Origin of the sequence: Streptomyces sp. NPDC096012 (assembly GCF_040426375.1) — a bacterium.
In the GTDB taxonomy this organism is placed as follows: Bacteria; Actinomycetota; Actinomycetes; order Streptomycetales; family Streptomycetaceae; genus Streptomyces.
This window is the reverse complement of sequence record NZ_JBEOTD010000002.1, coordinates 81,746-105,023: the sequence shown is the minus strand read 5'-3', so window position 1 is coordinate 105,023 and position 23,278 is coordinate 81,746. Positions and strand designations below refer to the sequence as shown.

Sequence of the window (23,278 nt, the reverse complement as noted above, 5' to 3'; positions counted from 1 at the left end):
TTCACCCTTCGGCTTGCCTATAGATAACGGTGGTGCTGCCCACGACGATCCGCGAGCCGTCGCGGAGCGTAGCGCGGGTGGTGTGCTGCCCGTCCACCACGATGCCGTTCGTGGAGCCGAGGTCCTGGATCGTCGAGGGCGTTCCGGTCCGGATCTCACAGTGCCGGCGGGAGACGCCGGGGTCGTCGATCCGCACGTCGGCCTCGGTGCTGCGGCCCAGCACCAGCGTCCCGCGGGAGATCTGGTGGCGGGTGCCGTTGATCTCGATCCAGTGGCGGGTGCGTCCGCCGCTCATCGGGGCGGCCGCCGGCCGCTGGGTGGCGGGCTGCGGATAGCCGTACCCGCCGGGCCGGGTCCCGGGCGGCGGCGCGGCCGGCATCGGAGGCGCGCCCGCGGGCGCGGCCGGCGGGTAGCCGTAGCCGCCCGGGGCGCCCTGTCCGGGCCGGCCCGGAGGCGGCCCCGCGGGGGCCTGCGGGGCCGAGGGTGCCTGCTGGCTGCTGGAGGAGGCGAGGGTGCGTGAGCGCACCCGGTACAGACCGGTGTCGAGGTCGTCGGCCTTCTCCAGGTTGACCTTGATCGGTCCCATGAACGTGTAGCGCTGCTGCTTGGCGTAGTCGCGCACCATGCCGGCCAGCTCGTCGCCGAGCTGCCCGGAGTAGGGGCTGAGCCGCTCGAAGTCCGGCGTGCTCAGCTCCACGATGAAGTCGTTGGGTACGACCGTGCGGTCGCGGTTCCAGATGGTGGCGTTGTTGTCGCACTCCCGCTGGAGCGCGCCGGCGATCTCCACCGGCTGGACCTCGGACTTGAAGACCTTGGCGAAGGTGCCGTTCACCAGACCTTCGAGACGCTGCTCGAACTTCTTCAGGACTCCCATGGGGCACCTCCTCCGTCCCTGCCGTTGCCTTGCCTGCTGTATACCGCTGCCTCGCGGGTACTGCCGGTCCTGCTCACTGATCGTATCTACGCGTCCGGCAATCAGCCGGTTCCCCCAGCGGCTCCCTTCGAACTCCTCCCCGGAACTCGTCCGGGGACTCCTCCTGGGGCACCGCCCGGGACTCCCGCCTGGATCCCGCCGGGGATCTCTTCCCGGCATGGATCGTAGAGGCGGGCGAAGTCCAGTGTCCCGCACCCGGCTGTGCACCCGGTCCTCCTCCTGGGGAGATGGCCGGGACCGGTACGAGGTTGATACGTGAACCGGCACTGCTCGAGACCTGCGCGGCCGCGGTCGGGGACGGGCCCGGGGGGCGGGGAAGGGATGTGAACCCACCCCGTACGACGTGCTAATGTTCTGGGTGTCGGAAGGGGCCGCCCGAGAGGGCAGGGACCGGAAGACACACCCAATGCGCGGGTGGCGGAATAGGCAGACGCGCTGGATTCAGGTTCCAGTGCCCGCAAGGGCGTGGGGGTTCAACTCCCCCCTCGCGCACAGAGAAACCGGTGAAACGGGTCTCTGCCGGTGACGGAAGTCACGGCAGGGGCCCGTTTCTCGTTGTGTCCCTTCTCACGAGGACCGCCCACTCGGTGAGGACGCGTCCCGCCGCCCGGCCCGTGAGCTATGTCACGGACCAGGCCAAGGCCTTGGCCGCGGGTGATGCCGAGTTGTTACCGCGGCGGGGTCGGCCAGGCGGGTGCGGGATGTCCGGCCGTACGTCAGGTCTCCGGTGTGGTCGCCTCGTCCGTCGGCGATGCCGTTCGCGCGCCGTCGCGCTCGCCCGCCGCCGTGGCGTCTCCACTGCTCCTTGATCGCGCGGAGGTTGGCGTGGGGCGGTAGGGGGGTGCTCTCCAGGGCCTGGCGTGCGCCGTCAGCCGGTGAGGCGGCGGCTTCGGCTTCGGCTTTGCCGGACGAGCAGCCGGGCAGGGCGGGTAACGCGAGCGCGGCGACGGCGATGCGGCGACGGCGATGCGGCGACGGCGATGGGCGATGCCGGCCGCGGCGGCGGCCCACCGCCTGCGCGCGGTTCACGGAAGGGCTCCTTCTTCCGTCGTGAGGGGGCTGCGGCCCGCCGCCTTCTCCTGTGACCCGTGAGGGGCCGCGCCCCGCCGCGAGCGGTGACCCGCGGGGGTGAGTTGTCCACAGGCGGCGAGTTGTCCACAGGGTCTGACGCGTTTTCGCCACCCGCTGTACGGTCTCCACGAGTTGATGTTCGTACGGGCGCCTGTTCGCAGGCGTGCGGGGAGTTCGGGGGAGGCGGTCCCGGTGACCGAAACCGGTGTGGGAGCGGCGGAAGCGGTGGGCCGGCTGCCCCGGATGCGCGGGTTCGCCCGGTGGCCGGCGCAGGGTTCCCCCAAGGGGGAGGGCAAGGCGTTCCGTTCGAGGGTGCCGCGCGACGCGCACCGCACCCTGGACGTGGATCCCGACCGCCCCGACGCGGTGAGCGCGGTCGAGGAGTCCAACGCCGGGCGCATCCCCGAGCTGACGCCGATACGGGTGGGCCGGATGGCGGCCACCCCCTTCGCGTTCCTGCGCGGTTCCGCCGGGCTCATGGCGTACGACCTGGCGCGCACCCCGATGACCGGCATCGGTACCCAGATATGCGGTGACGCGCACGCCGCCAACTTCGGCCTGTACGGCGACGCCCGCGGTGACCTGGTCATCGACCTCAACGACTTCGACGAGACCGTGCACGGCCCCTGGGAGTGGGACCTGAAGCGGCTCGCGGCCTCCCTGGTGCTCGCCGGCCGGGAGGCGGGCGCCGACGAGGACACCTGCCGTGCGGCGGCACGGGACACGGTCGGCGCCTACCGGCGCACCATGCGGCTGCTCGCGAAGATGCCCGTGCTGGACGCGTGGAACGCCATCGCCGACGAGGAGCTGGTGTCCCACACCGACGCCCACGATCTGCTGGGCACCCTGCAGCGGGTCTCGGAGAAGGCCCGCGCCAACACCAGCGGCCGGTTCGCCGCGAAGGCGACCGAGACGGTGGCCGACGGCGGACGCCGGTTCGTGGACGCCCCGCCGGTGCTCCGCAGGGTCCCGGACGCCGAGGCCGCCGCGGTCGCCGCCTCCCTGGAGGCCTATGTCGACACCCTGAGCGAGGACCGGCACCCCCTCCTCGCCCGGCACGCGGTGCACGACGTGGCCTTCCGCGTGGTCGGCACCGGCAGCGTCGGCACCCGGTCCTACGTCGTGCTGCTCCTCGACCACCGCGAGCAGCCGCTGGTGCTCCAGGTGAAGGAGGCCCGCGCCTCGGCACTGCTCCCGCACCTGCTCACGGCCGGTTTCGAAGCACGGCCCGCGGAGCACGAGGGCCGCCGGGTCGTCCTCGGGCAGAAGCGGATGCAGGTGGTCAGCGACATCCTGCTGGGCTGGACCACGGTCGACGGGCGCCCCTTCCAGGTCCGCCAGTTCCGCAACCGCAAGGGCAGCGTCGACCCGGCCGCCCTCGCCGCCGACCAGGTCGACGACTACGGCCGGATGACCGGCGCCCTGCTGGCCCGCGCCCACGCGCACAGCGCCGACCCGCGGCTGATCGCCGGCTACTGCGGCAAGAACGAGGAACTGGACGAGGCGATGGCCGCCTTCGCCGTCGCCTACGCCGACCGCACCGAGGCGGACCACGCACAACTGGTCGCGGCCGTGCGGGCGGGGCGGATAGCGGCCGAGTCGGGCGTGTGAGGCGCGGCCCGGAGCAGAGGAGGGGACGGCGAGGGTGCGGGCCGGAGCATGAGGAGGGGACGGCGACGGTGTGGGCCGGAGTAGAGGAGGGGACGGCGAGGGTGCGGGCCGCGATGCGGCGAGGAGGGCCGAGATGAAGTACGTGGAGGTGAGCGGCGGCCGGGGCGACGCACCGGTGCTTCTCGACCCGCGGCCCTATCTCGACCGGCTGCCCGGGCTCGCGACCGGTCTGCCGCCCGGGGCGCGGGCGTTCGCGACCGACCCGGCGCGCTACGACTTCGGCGGCAGGCGCTGCGTGCGGGACCTCGTACCCGCCGAGGTGAGCCATGGCGCCGGTGACGCCCTCGAGATCCGGTTCCGGCACGACTGCGCCCGGCACGACGAGGACCTGGTCGTCCGCTACTCGGGCGTCTCCCGTTTCCAGACGGACGTCCTGGACGCCTGCGATCCCGCCTCCCTCGGCGCCGTGCTGCTCGACGAGATCCTTCCGCATCCGGTCGGCTGCACCCACGAGCTGGCCTGTCGCCCCGGCACCCTCGTCGTCGCCTGCCGGGACCTGGCCGCCCAGTGGGTTCCGGCCGCCTGCCCGGACGCCCGGGCCGGCCGGTGAAGCAGGTCCTCCCGGAGACCCGCGCCTGGCGGGGAGGCGGGCCTGGCGGGGAGCTGGGCCTGCGGGGAGGTGGGTCGCCCGGGGATCTCGGTGCTGTGGGTGGCTTCGGTGCTGCCGGGGAGTCGGTTCTGGCGTGGTGCCGGGTCTGGCGGGGAGGTGGGCCGCCCGTGGATCCCGGGTCCGTGGGTGGGTTCGGTGCTGCCGGGGATTCGGCCCGTGGGCGGGTGCGGGCCTGGCGGGGACTCGGCCCGTGGGCGGGTGCGGTCCCGGCGGGGATTCGGCTCGGCCAGTGGATCCCGGTCCTGTCGGTGAATCCGGTCCTGCCGGTGGGGCCGGTCCTGTCGGGGTGTCCGGTCCGCCGTCGTGTCCGGACCGGCCGGTGAATCCGGCCGGTGCGGTCGGCCCGTTGCGGCCGTGGCCTACGCTGGTCGCGTGACGACCCCGGAAGCCGACCAGTCCCAGGCACCGCGGCCCGAGGAACGGCTCGAACGGGCCGTCCGGGCCGCCGAACAGGCGTTGATCGAGTACGAGATCGCGGTGGAGACCTTCCGCGTCGAGATCGAGAACTTCTCCCGGCTGCACGACCAGCGACTCGGCCCGCTCTACCTGCGCATCGAGGAACTGGACGCCGAGATCGCCGAGGCGAAGGCGGCCCGCAGCGGCGACGCCGAGGACATCCGGCGGGCCGAGGAGGCCCGCGCCCGGGTGCTGCCCATGCCCGGGGTCGAGGACCTGCTGCACGGCTGGATGGACGGTGGGGGCCTGTTCCCGGAGGCCGCCGCCATGCTCACCGACCAGGCGGTCCGGCCCCCGCAGCGGGTGCGGCCGAGCGACGAGGCCCGCAAGCTCTTCCGCGACCTCGCCCGCAAGGCACACCCCGACCTCGCGCAGGAGGAAGAGGAGCGGACGCGGCGTGAGGAGTTCATCACCCGCGTGAACGCCGCCTACGCCCGCGGCGACGAGACACTGCTGCGGGAGCTGGCCGAGGAGTGGGCGGCCGGCCCGGTCCCGCCCGAGCGCCGCCCGAGCCCCGCCGAGGAGCTGTACGCCCGCCTCGAATGGCTCTCCCAGCGCAAGGAACTGCTCACCCTGGTAGCCCGCGAGCTCGAGGACGGCGCCATCGCGGGCATGCTCCGCCTCGCCCCGGACGATCCCGACGGATTGCTCGACGAGATCGCCGGCAAGCTGCGCGCCGACATCGCCGGACGCGAGGCCGAACTGGCGGACCTGCAGGGACAGGGCTGAGTCAGTCCCTGCTTCGGGTAGCGTCGGAGGCATGAATTTCGGAGCTGGTGTGCCCACGGCCGAGGTCACCGACCTCAAGGACGGCGACTTCCTGCTGGACGTGCGGGAGAACGACGAGTGGCGGGCCGGCCACGCCGAGGGGGCGCTGCACATCCCCATGAGCGAGTTCGTGGCCCGCTACGGTGAGCTGACCGAGGCCGCCCCGCAGGACGGCCGTGTGCACGTCATCTGCCGCTCCGGCGGCCGCTCGGCCCAGGTCACCATGTACCTGGTGCAGCAGGGCATCGACGCGGTCAACATCGACGGCGGCATGCAGGGCTGGCAGGCAGCGGGCCGCCCGGTGATCACGGAGGACGGCAAGCCAGGCTTCGTGCTGTAGCCGACCCGAGCGGACCCGCTTCGGGCTAAGCGGTACGTCTCAGCCGAGCGGACCCGCCTCGGGCAAAGCGGTATGCCGCTGCCGAGCAGACCCGCTTCGGGCCAGGAGGCGCACGTCTCAGCCGCGCGGACCCGCTTCGGACCAGAGGGCGCGCGCCTCAGCCGCGCGGAACGCCTCAACCGAGGAGGCAGGTCTCAGCCGAGCGGACCCTCCTCAATCGAGGTGGTGCGCGTCAACCGAGGAGGTAGGTCTCAGCCGAGCGGACTCGCCTCAACCGAGGTGGTGCGGCTCCGCCGAGGAGGTGCGGCTCCGCCGAGGAGGCAGGTCTCAGCGACGGGACACGCCTCGGCACGTCTCAGGCGAGGGGGTGTGCCGCGAGCAGATCGCCGAGTTTCTCCTCGTACGCCGCCGCCGGTCCGAGCGCCAGCTCCAGGTGCTTGGCCCAGGCGTGATACCGGTGCAGTGAGTAGTCCGTGTCGGCGCCGAACCCGCCGTGCAGATGCTGGGCCGTCTGAACCACTCGCCGCACGCCCTCCGCCGCCCAGATCTTCGCCACCGCGACATCAGCGGCGGCGGGCAGCGCCCCGGACGCCCCCGAGGCGATCCGCCACGCGGCCTGCCACAGGGTGGCCTCCATGGCACGCAGGTCGATGTACCGGTCCGCCGACTGCACGGCCACCGCCTGGAAGGTCGCGATCGGATACCCGAACTGCTCCCGCTTTCCGGTGTAGTCACTGGTCATCCGCAGTACCCGTTCGCCCAGGCCGAGCGCCAGCGCACAGGTGCCGGTCACGAGCAGGGCGTGCAGCCACTCCCACGCGCCGTCGGCCTCGATGACCTCCGTCGCGTCGATCCGCACGGACGCCAGCCGCAGCTCGGCCAGCCGCTCCCCACTGGTGGACACCTGCCCGGCCAGCACCACCCCTTCGTGCTCGCGCGGCACGAGTGCCAGCACCGTCCGGTCGGCACCCGCGTCCCCGACATGGGCGGGTACGACGACGAGGTCCGCGTCGTACGCCCAGGGCACCGCCGTCTGCACCCCGTCCAGCACCCAGTCGAGGCCTTCCCGGCGCGCGGTGACGGCCAGTTCGGCCGCGTCGTGGCCGGTCCGCCCGTTCGCCGCGACGGTCAGCACCAGCTCTCCGCGGCCGGCCCGCTCCAGCAGCCGCTGCGCCGACTCGGCCCGGCCGTAGGCCTGTACGGCCGCCGCGGCGGCACTGTGCTCCAGCAGCGGCACCCGTGCGAGAACCTCGGCGGACGCACGGAGCACCAGGCACAACGCGATCGCGTCGAGGCCCGCCCCGCCGTGCGCCTCGTCCAGCAGCAGGCTCAGCAGGTCGGCGTCGGCGAGCCGGGACCACAGCTCCCGGTCGAAGCCCTCGGCCACGGGACCCGGGGTGAGCGCGGGGCTCGGTACCGCGTCCGGCACGACGCCGGCGAACACCCCCCGCGCCGCCTCGGCCGCCGCCAGTTGCTCCTCGGTGAAGGTGAAGTCCACGGCCTGTCCTCCCGGCGGATCCGGTCGACTGACGGTTGGTCCGGCAGTTCGCCTGACGGTGCGTCAAGATAGAACAGGTTCTAGAAGAAGGGAACGGTGCGTCAGCGGTCGAAGTCCAGCTCCACCTTCTCGGTCACCGGATGCGACTGGCAGGCCAGCACATAGCCGGCCTCCGTCTCCTCCGCCTCCAGCGCGAAGTTGCGGTCCATGCGGACCTCGCCCGAGACCAGGAAGGCCCGGCAGGTACCGCAGACTCCGCCCTTGCAGGCGTAGGGCGCGTCGGCCCGGTTGCGCAGGACGGCCTCCAGCAGCGACTCCCCCTCGCGCACCGGCCAGGTGCCGCCGCGTCCGTCGAGCCGGGCGGTGACGGTGCTGTGCGCGGGGGCCCGGATGACGGCCGCCGGAGCCGGGCCAGCCTCCACGTGGAAGATCTCCTGATGGATCCGGGCCCGGTCCACGCCCAGCTCGCGCAGCGCCTTCTCCGCGCCCTGAACCAGTCCGTACGGCCCGCAGAGGAACCATCCCGCCACCCGCTCCACCGGCAGCAGCGCGGGCAGCAGCCCCACGAGCCGCTCCCGGTCGAGCCGGCCCGAGGGCAGACCGGCCTGCTGCTCCTCCCGGGAGAGGACGGTCACCAGCTGGAACCGCTCCGGGTAGCGGTCCTTCAGATCGGCGACCTCCTCCAGGAACATCGTCGAGGCGGCTGTGCGGTCGCCCCGTATCAGGCAGAACCGGGCTGCCGGCTCGCGCGCAAGCAGCGTCGAGACGATGGACAGCACCGGGGTGATGCCGCTGCCGCCGACGACAGCCGCGTACAGCCCCGGCGCCGGCTCCAGGGTGAAGCGGCCGGCCGGGGTCATCACCTCCAGCTCGTCGCCGATGTCGATCTCCTTCAGCGCGTACGTGGAGAAGGCCCCGCCCTCCAGCAGCCGCACGCCCACCCGCAGGACGCTCGGTCCCTCGCCGTCCGGGTCCGGGGCCTGGGAGCAGATCGAGTACGTGCGCCGGATGTCCGTGCCGTCGGCCCGGCGGCGCAGTGTGAGGTGCTGGCCGGCCGCGTGCCGGTACTCTGCGCGCAGCTCGGGCGGGACGGTGAGGGTGAGGGCGACGGAGTCGTCGGTGAGCCGGTCGACCGCTGCCACCGGGAGCGGGTGGAAACGCGCCATCACAACTCCTTGAAGTGGTCGAACGGTTCGCGGCAGGCGAGGCAGCGGCGCAGCGCCTTGCAGGCGGTGGAGGAGAACCGGCTCAGCAGCTCGGTGTCGGCGGAGCCGCAGTGCGGGCAGCGGACCGGTTCGGCCTCCGTGTCCTGTGTCCGGGTCGGGCCGAGGGCCAGCGGAACCGGGCCGGAGGCCTGGTGCACGCGCGGGGGAGCGATGCCGAACTCCCGGAGCTTGCGGCGCCCTTCGGGTGTGATGTCGTCGGTGGACCAGGCGGGCGCGAGCACCGTGCGGACGGTGACGCGGCGCATGCCGTGGGCACGCAGCACCTGTTCGATGTCGACGGTCATCGCCTCGATGGCCGGGCAGCCCGTGTAGGTCGGCGTCAGCTCGACCTCGACCGTGTCCGGGCCGTCCACCCGCACCCTCCGCACCACGCCCAGTTCCTGGAGGGTGAGCACCGGCAGTTCGGGGTCGGGCACCGAGCCGGCCAGCTCCAGCAGCTCCGCCTCGAGGGCGGTGGCCGTCACCATGACGCCCCCGGGTGGCTGCGGTGCAGATGCTGCATCTCGGCGAGCATCCGTCCGAACGGCTCGGTGTGCAGGCCCTGCCGGCCGGCGCCCGCGGACCAGGCCCCGGTGCGCGGGCCCTCGGGGAGGGAGAGGGTGGCGCGGCCGAGGACGTCCCGGACGGACGTCAGCCACCGCTCCTCCAGGAGCGTCCAGTCGACGTCGAGGCCCTCCACCGGCTGGAACAACTCCCCGGTGAACCGCCACAGTTCGTCGCAGGCCCGCTCCATGCGCTGGTGGCTGGTCTCGGTGCCGTCGCCGAGCCGCAGCGTCCACTGTTCGGCGTGGTCGCGGTGGTAGGCGACCTCCTTGACCGCCTTGGCGGCGAGCGGGGCGAACGGGCCGTCCGCGGCGGCCAGAGCGCCGTAGAGGAGGTGCTGGTAGGTGGAGAAGTACAGCTGGCGGGCGATGGTGTGGGCGAAGTCGCCGTTCGGCTGCTCGACCAGCTGGAGGTTGCGGAAGGCGCGCTCCTCGCGCAGGTAGGCCAGCTCGTCCTCGTCGCCGGCCAGCGACAGCAGCACGCGGGCCTGGCCGAGCAGGTCGAGGGCGATGTTGGCCAGGGCGACCTCCTCCTCCAGGACGGGGGCGTGTCCGGCCCACTCCCCGAGGCGGTGGGAGAGCACCAGGGCGTCGTCGCCGAGGGCGAGCGCGGCGGCCGTGGGGACGGTGGCGGTCACAGGTGCTTCACCCCTTCCGGGATCTCGTAGAAGGTCGGGTGCCGGTAGGGCTTGTCGGCCGCCGGTTCGAAGAACGGGTCCTTCTCGTCCGGGGAGGAGGCGGTGATGGCGGCGGCCGGGACGACCCAGATCGAGACGCCCTCACCGCGCCGGGTGTAGAGGTCGCGCGCATTGCGCAGGGCCAGCTCGGCGTCGGGTGCGTGCAGGCTGCCGGCGTGGGTGTGGGACAGCCCCCGCCTGGAGCGTACGAAGACCTCCCACAGGGGCCAGTCGGTGGTGCTCATGCTCGCTCCGCTCCCGTCCCACCGGTGGTGCCGGTGTGCTTGGCCGCGTAGGCCGCGGCCGCTTCCCGTACCCATGCGCCCTCGTCGTGGGCGCGCCTGCGCTGGGTGATGCGCTGTTCGTTGCACGGGCCGTTGCCCTTGAGGACGTCCCAGAACTCCGTCCAGTCGATCGGGCCGAAGTCGTGCCGGCCGCGCTCCTCGTTCCACCGGAGTTCCGGGTCGGGCAGCGTGAGGCCCAGGGACTCCGCCTGGGGGACGCAGATGTCGACGAAGCGCTGGCGCAACTCGTCGTTGGAGTGCCGCTTGATCTTCCACTCCATGGACTGCGCGGAGTGCTGGGAGGCGTCGTCGGGCGGGCCGAACATCATCAGCGACGGCCACCACCAGCGGTTCACCGCGTCCTGGGCCATCGCGTGCTGCTCCGGGGTGCCCTTGCTGAGGGCCAGCAGCAGCTCGTAGCCCTGGCGCTGGTGGAAGGACTCCTCCTTGCAGATCCGCACCATGGCGCGCGCGTACGGGCCGTAGGAGCAGCGGCACAGCGGGACCTGGTTGGTGATCGCGGCGCCGTCCACCAGCCAGCCGATCGCACCGACGTCGGCCCAGGTCAGGGTCGGGTAGTTGAAGATCGAGGAGTACTTCTGGCGGCCGCTGTGCAGCTTGTCCAGCAGCTCGTCGCGGCTGGTGCCGAGGGTCTCGGCCGCGCTGTACAGGTACAGGCCGTGGCCGGCCTCGTCCTGGACCTTGGCCATCAGGATCGCCTTGCGGCGCAAGGAGGGCGCCCGGGTGATCCAGTTGGCCTCGGGCTGCATGCCGATGATCTCGGAGTGCGCGTGCTGGGCGATCTGCCGGACCAGGGTCGCGCGGTAGGCGTCGGGCATCCAGTCGCGCGGTTCGATGCGCTCGTCGGCGGCCACGGCCGTGTCGAAGGCGTGCTGGTAGGCCGTCGTGTCGACGGTGTCCGGCGTGCCGCCCGCCGGTGTACCGGTCGTGCGCTGCGCGGCTGCTGTGGCCATGCGGTCCCCCTGACCTCGGGCTCTGCGGTGGATCCGTCCCGACCGATCGTTCGGTCCGTGCGCTATCAATGGTTGCCGGGCCGCCGGAGAGTGTCAACCGCTGTGGAAAACTCTGCGAGCCACCGGTAGGCAACCAGCCCCAGGCGCGGGCCGCCACCGCGGGAAGAGAGTGACGCAGGTCGGCGAGGGGGTCGTCGGCCTCCGGTGCGCGGGCCGTCGGAGGCCGGTGCGGGGGCGATGGTGGCCAGGGCCACGGCCGTCGGCCCGTACCCGGGGCTGCGCACGGTGGCCCCGGCTGAGTACCGTTCCGTGCGAGCGGCGGTGTGGCGCTCGTGCATCGTGCGGCGTCTGTGACAGGGGCCGCCCGACGAGCTGATCCACTCAGCCGAAGCGATCAGTTGAACGAATGAGCCGAAACGGGGGACGGGGCGCGATGGATGCGTATGACGAGGACTCGGGTGCCCGGCGGGGCCGGGGTGCCTTCGAGCCCTTGGAGCCGCCCAGGCCGCCCGGGCCGCCGGAGTCAGATGAGTCGGCTGGGTCGGTGACGTCCTCGAAGTCGGCGGAGTCCTCTGCCGCCTCCGAGCCTTCCGCGTCGCACGAGGTCCATGACACCGGCGAGACTCGCGGGAGTCATGAGGTCCCTGAGCCGCGTAGGGCAGGCAGGCGCGCCGAATCGCACCCTGACTCGGGCGACCCCACCCGGCCTCCTGAGGCCACCGGGCCGTCGCGCGACGCACCCGAGCCGTCCCGCTCGGCCTTCCCCGCCGACCCCGCTCCGCGTACCGGCGTCGCCGCCCTCTCCCGCCGTTACCAGGTCGCCGCCGCGCTGGCCCTCGCGGTGGTCGCCGTGGGCGCCTGCGTGCATCTGCTGATGGTGTTCCTCAGCCTCGCGCCCGCGAACACGGTGACGAAGCAGCACGGCAAGGCGGTCGAGGAGTGGATCTACCCGGAGTTCGAGCAGAACTGGAAGCTGTTCGCCCCGAACCCGCTGCAGCAGAACATCGCCGTGCAGGTGCGCGCCGAGGTGCGGATGAAGGACGGCTCGGTGCGCACCACCGGCTGGACCGACCTCTCGGCCCAGGACGGTGACGCGATCAAGGGCAATCCCGTGCCCAGCCACACCCAGCAGAACGAACTGCGCCGGGCCTGGGACTTCTACGGCGCCACCCACGGCGCCGACAACCGTCCCGTGGGCCTGCGCGGCGCCCTCTCCGAGCAGTACGTGCGCCGGATCGTCGTGATGCGGCTCTACCGGGACGATCCGACCAGCAAGGAGGGCGTCATCCGGCGCGTTCAGGTCCGCTCCAGCACCACCAACGTCCAGCCGCCGAAGTGGAGCCGTGAGCGGGTGTCCGACAAGCCCGTCTACCGCCTGCTGCCCTGGTGGTCCGTGACGGCCGACGAGGCCGCCGGAGGTGTGCGGTGAGCCGTCTCGCGCCGACCCTCTCGCGCGCCATCGCCCGCGTCACCGGGGCCTCCCTCGGGCCGTACCAGAGCGCGGTGATCCGGATCGGGTTCGCCGGGACCTGGCTGCTGTTCCTGTTGCGCGAGTTCCCGCACCGCCAAGAGCTGTACGGCCCCTCCGGACCCTGGGGCTGGCAGCTCGCCAAGGACCTGACGGACGACAACCACGCGTTCTCGGCGCTGCTGTGGTCCGACGGGCGGACCTGGTTCGAGTGCTTCTACGTCCTGGCGATCCTCGCCACCGCGGCGCTGCTGTTCGGCTGGCGCACGCGCACCGCGTCGGTGCTGTTCATGGTGGGCGTGCTGTCGCTGCAGAACCGCAGCGTCTTCATGGGGGACGGCGGCGACAACGTCCTGCACCTGATGTCCTTCTACCTGTTGTTCACGCGCTGCGGTCAGGTGTGGTCCCTGGACGCGCGGCGGCGGGCGGCCCACGAGGCGGCACGCGCGCGTGGTGGACGGGTTCCCGCCGACCGGGTGGGGCCGGCGCTGTGGGCGGGGCTGGGCCTGGCGCTCGGCGCCGTGACGCTGACCGGGCGGCTCGGCAACGACTGGCTGATCCCCGCGCTGCTGTGGATGGTGTGGGTCGGGCTCGGCGCGTGGGGGCTCGTCGAGCGCCGGACGAGGTCGGCCGAGCCGCGGCTCCTGCTGGACGTGATCGCCAACGTCCTGCACAACGGCGCCCTGTTCGTGATCATGGCGGAGGCGTGCCTGATCTACGCCACGGCCGGCTGGTACAAGGTCCAGGGCTCGCGCTGGCAGGACGGCACCGCCGTCTACTACCCGCTCCACCTGGACTACTTCTCGCCCTGGCCCGCACTCGGCGATCTGATGTCCACGAGCGGAACGATCATGATGGTCGTGACCTACGGGACGGTCATCGTGCAGGTCGCCTTCCCCTTCACCCTGTTCAACCGGCGGGTGAAGAACGTCCTGCTGGTGGTGATGATGGCCGAGCACGCGGCGATCGCGGTCGTCCTCGGGCTGCCGTTCTTCTCGCTGGCGATGATCGCCGCGGACGCCGTGTTCCTGCCCACCTCGTTCCTGCGGCGGCTGGGGGATCTGGCAACACGCGCGCGGGGCCGCCTCGTCCGGCGGGACGCCGGTGGCGTGCCCGCGCCCCGCTCCCCGGAGGAGAGCGCTCCGGGGCCGGTGGGGGCCTCCTAGGGGGCACGGCACGGGCGGTCAGGGCCGCCAAGGGGGCACGGCATCGGCGGGTGGGAGCCGCGTAGGGTGCACGGCATGACCGACCCGTTGATGCGCTGGCGCGAGCACGCCGGTGGTGCCGTGCTGCTCGACGGCTTCCACGCCCTGAAGCACGCGCTGCGCTTCGGGGCGGAGGTGCCGGTGGCGGTCACCACCGACCGGCGGGCCGCACTCGCTCTCGCCGATGAGCTGGCCGGCGACGTACGGGACGCGCTCGACGCGCTGCTGACCGAGGTGACCGGGGAGACGTACGCCGCCCTCGTCCCGCGGCCCCATCCGACGGGCGTGGCCGCCCTCGCCGTACGGCCGTCCCGCGCGGCCAATCTGCGGGCGCTCGCCCGCTCGCCCCGGCCCGCGCCCGTGGTGGTGCTCGACAACCCGCGCAACCTGGGGAACGCCGGGGCCGTGATCCGGCTGGCCGCCGGCTTCGGGGTGATCGGGGTGGTGACCACGGGGACGCTCGATCCCTGGCACCCCACGGTGGTGCGCGGCGGCGCGGGCCTGCACTTCGCGACCGCCGTGGAGCGGCTCGGCGTCGAAGAGCTGCCGGCCGGACCGCTGTTCGCCCTCGATCCGGAGGGCGAGGACATCCGGGGCACCAAGCTGCCCGACGACGCCGTGCTGGCGTTCGGCTCGGAGCGCAGCGGGCTGTCGCCGGAACTGCGCGCGCGTGCCGACCATCTGCTGCGGCTGCCGATGCGCCCCCAGGTCTCCAGCTACAACCTCGCCACGAGCGTGGCGATGACGCTGTACCACTGGAGTGCCGCGGGGGGCGCGCCCTCGGCTTCCTAGGCGTCCCGGCGGACCTCCACCACCCGGAAGCGGTTCGCCACGAACGCGCCGTCGGTGAGGGCCGAGTTCGCCGCCGGGTTGCCGCCCGAGCCGTGGAAGTCGGAGAAGGCGGCGGTCTGGTTCACGTACACCCCACCGGTCAGGTTGAGCGACAGCTGGGCGGCCTCCTCGAGGCAGACCTCCTCGACGGCCTGCTCGACCTCGGTGTCGGTGGTGTAGGCGCCGACCGTCATCGCGCCCTTCTCCCGGACCGTGCGGCGCAGCAGCTCCAGTGCGTCGGCCACCGAGTCGACCGCGACGGCGAAGGAGACGGGACCGAAGCACTCGCTCATGTAGGCGGCCTCGTCGTCCGGCTTGGCGCCGTCGAGCTTGACGATGACGGGGGTGCGGACGACCGCGTCCGGGAACTCCGGGTTGCCGACCTCACGGGAGGCGAGGGCGACCTCGCCGAGGCCGGCCGCGGCCTCCAGGCGTGCCTTGACGTCCGGGTTGACGATCGCGCCCAGCAGGGCGTTCGCGCGTGCGTCGTCGCCGAGGAGGCCGTCGACCGCGCGCGCCAGGTCTGCGGTGACCTCGTCGAAGGTCTTGGGGCCCGCTTCGGTGCGGATGCCGTCCCGGGGGATCAGCAGGTTCTGCGGGGTGGTGCACATCTGGCCGCTGTAGAGGGACAGCGAGAACGCCAGGTTGGACAGCATGCCCTTGTAGTCACCGGTGGAGTGCACGATCACCGTGTTGACGCCGGCCTTCTCCGTGTAGACCTGCGCCTGACGGGCGTTGGCCTCCAGCCAGTCGCCGAAGGACGTCGACCCGGTGTAGTCGATGATCCTGATCTCGGGACGGGTGGCGAGGGCCTTGGCGATGCCCTCGCCGGGGCGCTCGGCGGCCAGCGCCACCAGGTTCGCGTCGAAGCCGGCCTCGGCGAGCACGTCCCGCGCGACCTGCACGGTGAGCGCGAGCGGCAGCACCGCGCGCGGGTGCGGCTTGACCAGTACGGCGTTGCCGGTGGCCAGGGAGGCGAACAGGCCCGGGTAGCCGTTCCAGGTCGGGAAGGTGTTGCAGCCGATCACCAGGCCGATCCCGCGCGGGACCGGGGTGAACCGCTTGACGAGGGCCAGCGGGTCCCGCTTGCCCTGGGGCTTGTTCCACTCCGCCGTCCCGGGTGTGCGGACCTGCTCCGCGTAGGCGTACGCCACCGCCTCCAGGCCGCGGTCCTGGGCGTGCGGGCCGCCCGCCTGGAACGCCATCATGAAGGCCTGGCCGCTGGTGTGCATGACCGCGTGCGCGAACTCGTGGGTGCGGTCGCTGATCCGCTTCAGGATCTCCAGGCAGACCACCGCACGGGTCTCGGCACCCGCGTCGCGCCAGGCGCGCTGCCCCGCCTTCATGGCGGGCAGCAGGACGTCGATGTCCGCGTGCGGGTAGCTCACGTCCAGCTCGATGCCGTACGGCGAGACCTCGCCGCCCACCCAGTCGTCCGTGCCGGGCTGGCCCAGGTCGAGACGGCCGCCCAGCACCGCGTCGAAGGCGGCCCTGCCCGCCGCCGCGTCCAGGCTGCCGTTCTCGCCGTAGGCCTTCGGGTGCTCGGGGTGCGGTGACCAGTACGCGCGCGTGCGGATCGCTTCCAGGGCCTGGTCGAGAGTGGGCCGGTGCTTCGCGATCAGCTCGTGTGCGGTCAGTTCGGCGGCCATGCGGGACCAACTCCTCGTCTGGAGAACTCATCGTCGAGTTCATGACCTGGCGGAAAGAGCAGCGGAATAGGACGGTCAGAGCTAGAGTAACCGAACGATCGGTCGGGACAAGGGGGACTGCCGTATCTGTGGAAGACCCCGTGCGGGAGGATCGCGCACATGACAGCAATCGACCTCAGCAGCCCCGTTGCCGTCGTCGGCACCGGCACCATGGGACAGGGCATCGCCCAGGTCGCGCTGGTCGCCGGCCATCCCGTGCGGCTCTACGACTCCGTCGCCGGGCGCGCCCGCGACGCGGCCGAAGCGATCGGCGCCCGCCTGGACCGGCTCGTGGAGAAGGGCCGGCTGGACGGCGCCGGCCGGGACGCGGCCCGTGCCCGTCTGCGGCCCGCCGACAGCCTTGCGGAGCTGGCCGACTGCGCGCTGGTCGTGGAGGCCGTGCTGGAACGGCTGGACGTCAAGCAGCAGCTCTTCGGCGAGCTGGAGGAGATCGTCGCCGAGGACTGCCTGCTCGCCACCAACACCTCCTCGCTGTCGGTGACGGCCATCGGCGGCTCGTTGCGCCACCCCGGCCGCTTCGTGGGCCTGCACTTCTTCAACCCGGCCCCGCTGCTGCCGCTGGTCGAGGTCGTCTCCGGGTTCGCCACCGACGTCACGTCGGCCACGCGCGCGTACGAGACCGCCCGTGCCTGGGGCAAGACACCGGTGGCCTGCGCGGACACTCCCGGCTTCATCGTCAACCGCATCGCGCGGCCCTTCTACGCCGAGGCGTTCGCCGTGCACGAGGCGCAGGGGGCCGACCCGGCGACCATCGACGCGGTCCTGCGCGAGTGCGGCGGCTTCAGGATGGGCGCGTTCGAGCTGACCGACCTGATCGGGCAGGACGTCAACGAGTCGGTCACCCACTCGGTGTGGCAGGCCTTCTTCCAGGACGTGCGTTTCACGCCCTCCCTGTCCCAGCGCCGCCTGGTGGAGTCCGGCCGGCTCGGCCGCAAGACCGGTCGGGGCTGGTACGACTACGGCGAGGGTGCCGAGCGGCCCGCGCCGCACACCGCCGACAAGGAGCAGCCGCCCGCCTACGTCGTCGCCGAGGGCGGCCTCGGCCCGGCCGCCGAACTGCTCACGATGATCCGCGAGGCGGGCATCCAGGTCCGCGCGGACGCGGAGGACGAGGACAGCGGCAGCCGGCTGGTGCTGCCGAGCGGCGGCCAGCTGGTCCTCGCCGACGGCCAGACGTCCGTGGAGTTCCGTGACGTCGTCTACTTCGACCTGGCACTCGACTACCGCACCGCCACCCGCATCGCCCTGTCCGCCTCGCAGGACACCTCGGCGCGGACCCTCGCGGAGGCCGTCGGCCTGTTCCAGGCGCTCGGCAAGGACGTCAGCGTCATCGGCGACGTGCCGGGCATGATCGTCGCCCGTACCGTGGCGCGGATCATCGACCTCGCCCACGACGCCGTCGCCAAGGGGGTGGCCACCGAGGAGGACGTCGACACCGCGATGCGCCTCGGCGTCAACTACCCGCTCGGCCCCTGCGAATGGAACCGCAGGCTCCCCCGCGGCTGGGCCTACGACCTGCTGGACGAAGTGCACGAGCGCGACCCCTCCGGCCGGTACGCGCCCTCCCTCGCCCTGTACCGACACTCGTCCACCGATCCACGGGAGGGCATCGCATGACCACCGCAAAGCGCGACACGTACACCCCCGAGACGTTGCTCTCCGTGGCCGTGCAGATCTTCAACGAGCGCGGCTACGACGGCACCTCCATGGAGCACCTGTCCAAGGCGGCCGGGATCTCCAAGTCGTCGATCTACCACCACGTCAGCGGCAAGGAGGAGCTGCTGCGCCGGGCCGTCGACCGTGCTCTGAACGGGCTGTTCGCCATCCTGGACGAGGAGCACGCGTGCGTGGGGCGGCCCGTGGAGCGCCTCGAGCACGTCGTGCGGCGCATGGTCGAGGTGCTCATAGCCGAGCTGCCGTACGTGACGCTGCTGCTGCGGGTGCGCGGCAACACCGCCACCGAGCGGTGGGCGCTGGAGCGGCGCCGGGACTTCGACCACCGGGTGGCCGAACTGCTGAAGGCGGCCGCCGCCGACGCGGACGTACGCGGCGACGTGGAGGTCCGGCTGGCCACCCGGCTGGTCTTCGGGATGATCAACTCCATCGTGGAGTGGTACCGGCCGGACGCACGCGGCGCCAGCGGCCGGGAGGTGGCCGACGCGGTGGTCCGCCTGGTCTTCGCCGGCCTGCGCCAGGCCTGACCCGGCCGCCTCCCCTCAGGCGGTCTCCGGCCCGTACCGCCGCACGGACGCGGGTCGCTCTTCTGCCCGTACCGCCGCACGGACGCGGGTCGCTCTTCTGCCCGTACCGCCGCACGGACGCGGGCCGGTCTCCGGCCCGTACCGCCGCACGGACGCGGGTCGCTCTCCTGCCCGTACCGCCGCACGGACGCGGGCCGGTCTCCGGCCCGTACCGCCGCACGGACGCGGGCCCGGGCGCACCGTCCGCGGCGCGTGGCCCGGCGGCTTCCGCACGGCACGGGCCGGCCGTGCCGGGGGCCGGTTCAGCTGTCCGGTTCCAGGTCCTCCTCCTCGAAGACCAGCAGCGTGCGGGTGCTGCGCACCTCCGGGATGGCCTGGAGGCGGGTCAGCACCAGCTCGCGCAGCGTCCTGTTGTCCGGCGCGTGCACCAGCAGCAGTACGTCGAAATCGCCGCCCACGAGGGCGATGTGGGAGGCGCCGGGCAGCTGCCTCAGCTGTTCGCGGACCGTGCGCCAGGTGTTCTGGACGATCTTCAGCGTGATGTACGCCGACGTGCCGTGGCCCGCGCGTTCGTGGTCCACGCGCGCGCTGAACCCCCGGATCACCCCGTCCTCGACGAGACGGTTGATACGGGCGTAGGCATTGGCGCGCGAGACGTGGACGCGTTCGGCGACGGACCGTATCGAGGCACGGCCGTCCGCCTGGAGGATTCTGAGGATGTCCTGATCGATGGCGTCCAACGGACGGGGCGGCGGCAGAGCGGCCCCGTCCCGCGGCCCGTCGGCCATTTGTTCAGGTCCCATGTCCCCCCGCTCTGCCACCGTGGACGTCCTGCATTCATTCCAGGCTGTGGAGAACCGTTTGTCCACAGCCTGGAGGGGCCTGTAGCCAAAATGTGCCGACGACCGAACAATCGGTAGGTGAGGCGCCTCACAGTCGACGCGCCTCCCGTAGCCGCTCCCACGAGGAGGTGCCGTCATGACGGTTCTGGAGCAGCGGGGCGCGTACCGGCCTTCGCCGCCGCCCGCCTGGCAGCCCCGTATGGATCCCGCTCCGCTGCTGCCCGACGCCGAGCCCTACCGCGTCCTCGGCACCGAGACGGCCGCCAAGGCCGACCCGGAACTGCTGCGCCGGCTGTACACCCAGCTGGTGCGCGGGCGCCGCTACAACACGCAGGCCACCGCGCTGACCAAGCAGGGCCGGCTCGCCGTCTATCCGTCCAGCACCGGCCAGGAGGCCTGCGAGGTCGCCGCGGCCCTCGCCCTGGAAGAGCGCGACTGGCTCTTCCCCAGCTACCGCGACACGCTCGCCGTCGTCGCCCGGGGCGTCGACCCCGTCGAGACCCTCACCCTGCTGCGCGGCGACTGGCACAACGGCTACGACTCCTACGCCCACCGGGTGGCCCCGCTCAGCACCCCGCTGGCCACCCAGCTTCCGCACGCCGTCGGACTCGCCCACGCCGCCCGCCTCAAGGGTGACGACGTGGTCGCGCTCGCCATGGTCGGTGACGGCGGCACCAGCGAGGGCGACTTCCACGAGGCCCTGAACTTCGCGGCCGTCTGGCAGGCACCGGTCGTCTTCCTGGTGCAGAACAACGGCTTCGCCATCTCCGTCCCGCTCGCCAAGCAGACGGCCGCACCCTCCCTGGCCCACAAGGCCGTCGGGTACGGCATGCCGGGCCGGCTGGTGGACGGCAACGACGCGGTGGCGGTGTACGAGGTCCTCCGCGACGCCGTGCGGCACGCCCGCGCGGGCGGCGGCCCGACCCTGGTGGAGGCGGTGACCTACCGCGTCGAGGCCCACACGAACGCGGACGACGCCACCCGCTACCGGGGCGACGGCGAGGTCGAGGCCTGGCGCGCGCACGACCCCGTCCAGCTGCTGGAGCGGGAGATGACCGCGCGCGGACTGCTCGACGAGGCCGGCAGGGAGGCCGTCCGGCAGGGCGCCGAGGAGATGGCCGCCGACCTGCGCGAGCGCATGAACCGCGATCCCGAACTGGACCCCATGGCCCTCTTCGACCACGTCTACGCCGAGACCACCGGCCAGTTGCGCGAGCAGCGCGCCCTGTTGCGGGCCGAGCTGGAAGCGGAGCAGGAGCAGCACGGCGAGCAGGAAGGCGACGCCCGATGACCACCGTCGCCGTCAAACCGGCCACCATGGCACAGGCCCTCACGCGCGCGATGCGCGACGCGATGGCCGCCGACCCCGCCGTGCACGTCATGGGCGAGGATGTCGGCACCCTCGGTGGTGTCTTCCGGGTGACCGACGGCCTCGCCAAGGAGTTCGGCGAGGACCGCTGCACCGACACCCCGCTGGCCGAGGCCGGCATCCTCGGCACCGCCGTCGGCATGGCCATGTACGGCCTGCGCCCGGTGGTGGAGATGCAGTTCGACGCCTTCGCCTACCCGGCGTTCGAGCAGCTGATCAGCCATGTCTCCCGCATGCGCAACCGCACCCGCGGCCGGATGCCCTTGCCGATCACCGTCCGCGTCCCCTACGGCGGCGGCATCGGCGGCGTCGAGCACCACAGCGACTCCTCCGAGGCCTACTACATGGCCACCCCGGGCCTGCACGTCGTCACACCGGCGACCGTCGCCGACGCCTACGGCCTGCTGCGCCGGGCCATCGCCTCCGACGACCCGGTCGTCTTCCTCGAACCCAAGCGGCTGTACTGGTCGAAGGACACCTGGAACCCCGAGGAACCGACCGACGTCGAGCCGATCGGCCGGGCCGCCGTCCGGCGCCCCGGACGCAGCGCCACGCTCATCACGTACGGCCCGTCCGTGCCGGTCTGCCTGGAGGCCGCCGAGGCCGCCGGGGCGGAGGGCTGGGACCTGGAGGTCGTCGACCTGCGCTCCCTGGTGCCGTTCGACGACGAGACGGTCTGCGCGTCCGTACGGCGCACCGGGCGCGCGGTCGTCGTGCACGAGTCCACCGGCTTCGGCGGACCGGGCGGCGAGATCGCGGCCCGCATCACCGAGCGCTGCTTCCACCACCTGGAGGCACCGGTGCTGCGCGTGGCCGGATTCGACATCCCCTACCCGCCGCCGATGCTGGAGCGGCACCATCTGCCCGGCGTGGACCGCATCCTGGACGCCGTCGCGCGGCTGCAGTGGGAGGCCGAGCGCTGATGGCACAGGTGCTGGAGTTCAAGCTTCCCGACCTCGGCGAGGGACTCACCGAGGCCGAGATCGTCCGCTGGCTGGTGCAGGTCGGTGACGTCGTCGCCGTCGACCAGCCGGTCGTCGAGGTCGAGACGGCAAAGGCGATGGTCGAGGTCCCCTGCCCCTACGGCGGTGTGGTCACCGCCCGCTTCGGCGAGGAGGGCACCGAACTGCCCGTCGGCGCGCCCCTGCTGACGGTGGCCGTGGGTGGATCGACCGCGGAGCCGGAGGGCTCCGGCAACGTCCTGGTCGGTTACGGCACGCAGGCCCCGGCGGCACGGCGGCGCCGGGTGCGGGCCGCGGCGGCGGGCACGGCGGCCCACAACGGGCATGCCAGGCAGCCGGCATCCGCTCACCCGTCAGCGACCGCGTCTGCTTCCCCGTCCGCGTCCGCGTCCGCTCCGGCGTCGGCGTCCGCTCCGATGTCCGCAGCCACTGCGACACCGGCGTCCGCTCCCGCCCCCGCACGCGCTCCCTCGTCCGCTTCCGCGGGCCACGCGCGCGTGGCGGCCGCGGCGCCCGCGCACACCGAGGGTCCGGTCCCGGTGATCTCCCCGCTGGTACGCAAGCTGGCCCGCGACAACGGCGTGGACCTGCGGCGACTGACCGGCTCGGGGCCCGACGGGCTGATCCTGCGCTGCGACGTCGAGGCCGCGCTGCGGACCGCGGCAGCGCCCGACCACGCGGTCGGGGAACCGGCCGCATCCCCCACCACGACCACGGTTGGGCAGACCCGCGTACGGACGCCCGCGGCGTCCTCCGCCCAGGGCGGCGTCCGCATCCCTCTCAAGGGCGTCCGCGGTGCCGTCGCCGACAAGCTCTCGCGCAGCCGTCGGGAGATCCCGGACGCGACCTGCTGGGTCGACGCCGACGCCACCGAACTCATGCGTGCACGGGCCGCGATGAACGCGGCCGGAGGGCCCAAGATCTCCCTCCTCGCGCTCCTCGCCCGCGTCTGCACCGCCGCCCTCGCCCGCTTCCCGGAACTGAACTCGTACGTCGACACCGAGGCCCGCGAGGTGGTCCGGCTGGAGCACGTGCATCTCGGATTCGCCGCGCAGACCGAGCGCGGGCTGGTCGTGCCGGTCGTCCGTGACGCCCACGCACGCGACGCCGAGGCGCTGACGGCGGAGTTCGCGCGGCTCACCGAGGCGGCTCGCACCGGGACGCTCACCCCCGGGGAACTCACCGGCGGCACCTTCACGTTGAACAACTACGGCGTCTTCGGCGTCGACGGTTCCACGCCGATCATCAACCACCCGGAGGCGGCCATGCTCGGCGTCGGCCGCATCGTGCCCAGACCGTGGGTGCACGAGGGCGAGCTGGCGGTGCGCCAGGTCGTCCAGCTCTCCCTCACCTTCGACCACCGGGTGTGCGACGGCGGCACGGCAGGCGGCTTCCTGCGGTACGTGGCGGACTGTGTGGAACAGCCGGCGGTGCTCCTGCGCACGCTGTGATCACGGTGGCCGGTGCAGTCCGCCGGGTGAGGGGCGCCCTGGCCGGTGCTCCGGTGCCAACGTGATCACAGTGGCCGGTGCTGGGGTGAGGGGCGCCCTGGCCGGTGCTCCGGTGCCGGCATGCTCGCGGTGCCGGTGCTCCGGCGCCCCGCGACCGCCATGGCAGGTGGTCCCGCGCCTCGCGACCGC

General features: G+C 72.8%; 21 protein-coding genes and 1 tRNA gene. 13 read left to right on the top strand and 9 right to left on the bottom strand.

Annotated elements, in window-relative coordinates; all coding sequences use genetic code 11:
• Position 1 precedes the first annotated feature (1 nt).
• The gene (locus ABVB68_RS02850) at positions 2–874 is read right to left on the bottom strand and encodes an FHA domain-containing protein (RefSeq protein WP_353599238.1); all 873 of its coding nucleotides are present in this window, start codon (positions 872–874) and stop codon (positions 2–4) included.
• Between the two features lie 468 nt (positions 875–1,342).
• Between ABVB68_RS02850 and ABVB68_RS02845 the strand changes: the two genes are divergently transcribed.
• The 5 genes from ABVB68_RS02845 (at position 1,343) to ABVB68_RS02825 (ending at position 5,850) form a co-directional block, all read left to right on the top strand.
• Positions 1,343–1,426: transfer RNA gene (locus tag ABVB68_RS02845), tRNA-Leu, on the top strand.
• A 714-nt stretch (positions 1,427–2,140) separates the two neighbouring features.
• Positions 2,141–3,616, top strand: coding sequence for a DUF2252 domain-containing protein (locus ABVB68_RS02840; RefSeq protein ID WP_503006008.1), 1,476 nt, complete (start codon positions 2,141–2,143; stop codon positions 3,614–3,616).
• A gap of 133 nt (positions 3,617–3,749) precedes the next feature.
• A complete protein-coding gene (locus ABVB68_RS02835; protein WP_353599237.1) occupies positions 3,750–4,226 on the top strand; it encodes a hypothetical protein in 477 nt (158 codons plus the stop codon).
• 432 nt (positions 4,227–4,658) lie between these two features.
• Entirely contained in the window at positions 4,659–5,471 is an 813-nt protein-coding gene (locus ABVB68_RS02830; protein ID WP_353599236.1) for a hypothetical protein, read from the top strand.
• 49 nt (positions 5,472–5,520) lie between these two features.
• On the top strand, positions 5,521–5,850 hold the full coding sequence (locus tag ABVB68_RS02825) for a rhodanese-like domain-containing protein (RefSeq protein ID WP_353599459.1): 330 nt from the start codon (positions 5,521–5,523) through the stop codon (positions 5,848–5,850).
• Positions 5,851–6,205: 355 nt separating this feature from the next.
• Here ABVB68_RS02825 and ABVB68_RS02820 read toward each other — a convergent pair whose 3' ends face one another.
• The 6 genes from ABVB68_RS02820 to paaA form a co-directional block, all read right to left on the bottom strand.
• Positions 6,206–7,348, bottom strand: coding sequence for an acyl-CoA dehydrogenase family protein (locus ABVB68_RS02820; protein WP_353599235.1), 1,143 nt, complete (start codon positions 7,346–7,348; stop codon positions 6,206–6,208).
• Positions 7,349–7,449: 101 nt separating this feature from the next.
• Positions 7,450–8,514, bottom strand: a complete 1,065-nt coding sequence (locus ABVB68_RS02815) for a 2Fe-2S iron-sulfur cluster-binding protein (RefSeq protein ID WP_353599234.1) — start codon at positions 8,512–8,514, stop codon at positions 7,450–7,452.
• Positions 8,514–9,041: a 1,2-phenylacetyl-CoA epoxidase subunit PaaD gene (gene paaD / locus ABVB68_RS02810; protein WP_353599233.1), complete on the bottom strand. Its 528-nt coding sequence runs from the start codon at positions 9,039–9,041 to the stop codon at positions 8,514–8,516. Before paaD ends, ABVB68_RS02815 begins: the two co-directional genes overlap by 1 nt.
• Positions 9,035–9,754 (bottom strand): 1,2-phenylacetyl-CoA epoxidase subunit PaaC, encoded by a 720-nt coding sequence (gene paaC, locus ABVB68_RS02805; RefSeq protein ID WP_353599232.1) that lies wholly within the window; start codon positions 9,752–9,754, stop codon positions 9,035–9,037. Before paaC ends, paaD begins: the two co-directional genes overlap by 7 nt.
• Positions 9,751–10,038 carry a 1,2-phenylacetyl-CoA epoxidase subunit PaaB gene (gene paaB, locus ABVB68_RS02800; protein WP_014673816.1) on the bottom strand — a complete coding sequence of 96 codons (288 nt, stop codon included), beginning with the start codon at positions 10,036–10,038 and terminating at the stop codon, positions 9,751–9,753. The genes paaC and paaB overlap by 4 nt, the downstream gene beginning before the upstream one ends.
• Positions 10,035–11,051: a 1,2-phenylacetyl-CoA epoxidase subunit PaaA gene (gene paaA, locus ABVB68_RS02795; RefSeq protein WP_353599231.1), complete on the bottom strand. Its 1,017-nt coding sequence runs from the start codon at positions 11,049–11,051 to the stop codon at positions 10,035–10,037. Before paaA ends, paaB begins: the two co-directional genes overlap by 4 nt.
• Before the next feature lie 544 nt (positions 11,052–11,595).
• On the opposite strand from paaA, the gene ABVB68_RS02790 reads away from it, so the two are divergent.
• The 3 genes from ABVB68_RS02790 (at position 11,596) to ABVB68_RS02780 (ending at position 14,516) form a co-directional block, all read left to right on the top strand.
• Positions 11,596–12,480 carry a DUF5819 family protein gene (locus tag ABVB68_RS02790; protein WP_503006007.1) on the top strand — a complete coding sequence of 295 codons (885 nt, stop codon included), beginning with the start codon at positions 11,596–11,598 and terminating at the stop codon, positions 12,478–12,480.
• The gene (locus ABVB68_RS02785; protein ID WP_353599229.1) at positions 12,477–13,685 is read left to right on the top strand and encodes an HTTM domain-containing protein; all 1,209 of its coding nucleotides are present in this window, start codon (positions 12,477–12,479) and stop codon (positions 13,683–13,685) included. The genes ABVB68_RS02790 and ABVB68_RS02785 overlap by 4 nt, the downstream gene beginning before the upstream one ends.
• A gap of 75 nt (positions 13,686–13,760) precedes the next feature.
• Positions 13,761–14,516 (top strand): TrmH family RNA methyltransferase, encoded by a 756-nt coding sequence (locus ABVB68_RS02780; protein WP_353599228.1) that lies wholly within the window; start codon positions 13,761–13,763, stop codon positions 14,514–14,516.
• On the opposite strand, the gene paaN is transcribed toward ABVB68_RS02780, so the two are convergent.
• Positions 14,513–16,204 carry a phenylacetic acid degradation protein PaaN gene (paaN, locus tag ABVB68_RS02775; protein WP_353599227.1) on the bottom strand — a complete coding sequence of 564 codons (1,692 nt, stop codon included), beginning with the start codon at positions 16,202–16,204 and terminating at the stop codon, positions 14,513–14,515. The genes ABVB68_RS02780 and paaN overlap by 4 nt on opposite strands.
• A 159-nt stretch (positions 16,205–16,363) precedes the next feature.
• Between paaN and ABVB68_RS02770 the strand changes: the two genes are divergently transcribed.
• Both ABVB68_RS02770 and ABVB68_RS02765 read left to right on the top strand, forming a co-directional pair.
• Positions 16,364–17,881, top strand: a complete 1,518-nt coding sequence (locus ABVB68_RS02770) for a 3-hydroxyacyl-CoA dehydrogenase (protein ID WP_353599226.1) — start codon at positions 16,364–16,366, stop codon at positions 17,879–17,881.
• A complete protein-coding gene (locus ABVB68_RS02765; RefSeq protein ID WP_353599225.1) occupies positions 17,878–18,465 on the top strand; it encodes a TetR/AcrR family transcriptional regulator in 588 nt (195 codons plus the stop codon). The genes ABVB68_RS02770 and ABVB68_RS02765 overlap by 4 nt, the downstream gene beginning before the upstream one ends.
• Positions 18,466–18,767: 302 nt before the next feature.
• Here the strand turns inward: ABVB68_RS02765 and ABVB68_RS02760 are convergent, their stop codons facing one another.
• Positions 18,768–19,253 (bottom strand): Lrp/AsnC family transcriptional regulator, encoded by a 486-nt coding sequence (locus ABVB68_RS02760; RefSeq protein WP_353599458.1) that lies wholly within the window; start codon positions 19,251–19,253, stop codon positions 18,768–18,770.
• A gap of 190 nt (positions 19,254–19,443) precedes the next feature.
• On the opposite strand from ABVB68_RS02760, the gene pdhA reads away from it, so the two are divergent.
• Genes pdhA through ABVB68_RS02745 form a run of 3 tightly spaced genes read left to right on the top strand, consistent with a single transcriptional unit; the run spans position 19,444 to position 23,089 of the window.
• Positions 19,444–20,598 (top strand): pyruvate dehydrogenase (acetyl-transferring) E1 component subunit alpha, encoded by a 1,155-nt coding sequence (pdhA, locus tag ABVB68_RS02755; RefSeq protein WP_353599224.1) that lies wholly within the window; start codon positions 19,444–19,446, stop codon positions 20,596–20,598.
• Positions 20,595–21,599 (top strand): alpha-ketoacid dehydrogenase subunit beta, encoded by a 1,005-nt coding sequence (locus ABVB68_RS02750; RefSeq protein WP_353599223.1) that lies wholly within the window; start codon positions 20,595–20,597, stop codon positions 21,597–21,599. The genes pdhA and ABVB68_RS02750 overlap by 4 nt, the downstream gene beginning before the upstream one ends.
• The gene (locus ABVB68_RS02745; protein WP_353599222.1) at positions 21,599–23,089 is read left to right on the top strand and encodes a dihydrolipoamide acetyltransferase family protein; all 1,491 of its coding nucleotides are present in this window, start codon (positions 21,599–21,601) and stop codon (positions 23,087–23,089) included. The genes ABVB68_RS02750 and ABVB68_RS02745 overlap by 1 nt, the downstream gene beginning before the upstream one ends.
• The last annotated feature ends 189 nt before the right edge of the window (positions 23,090–23,278 follow it).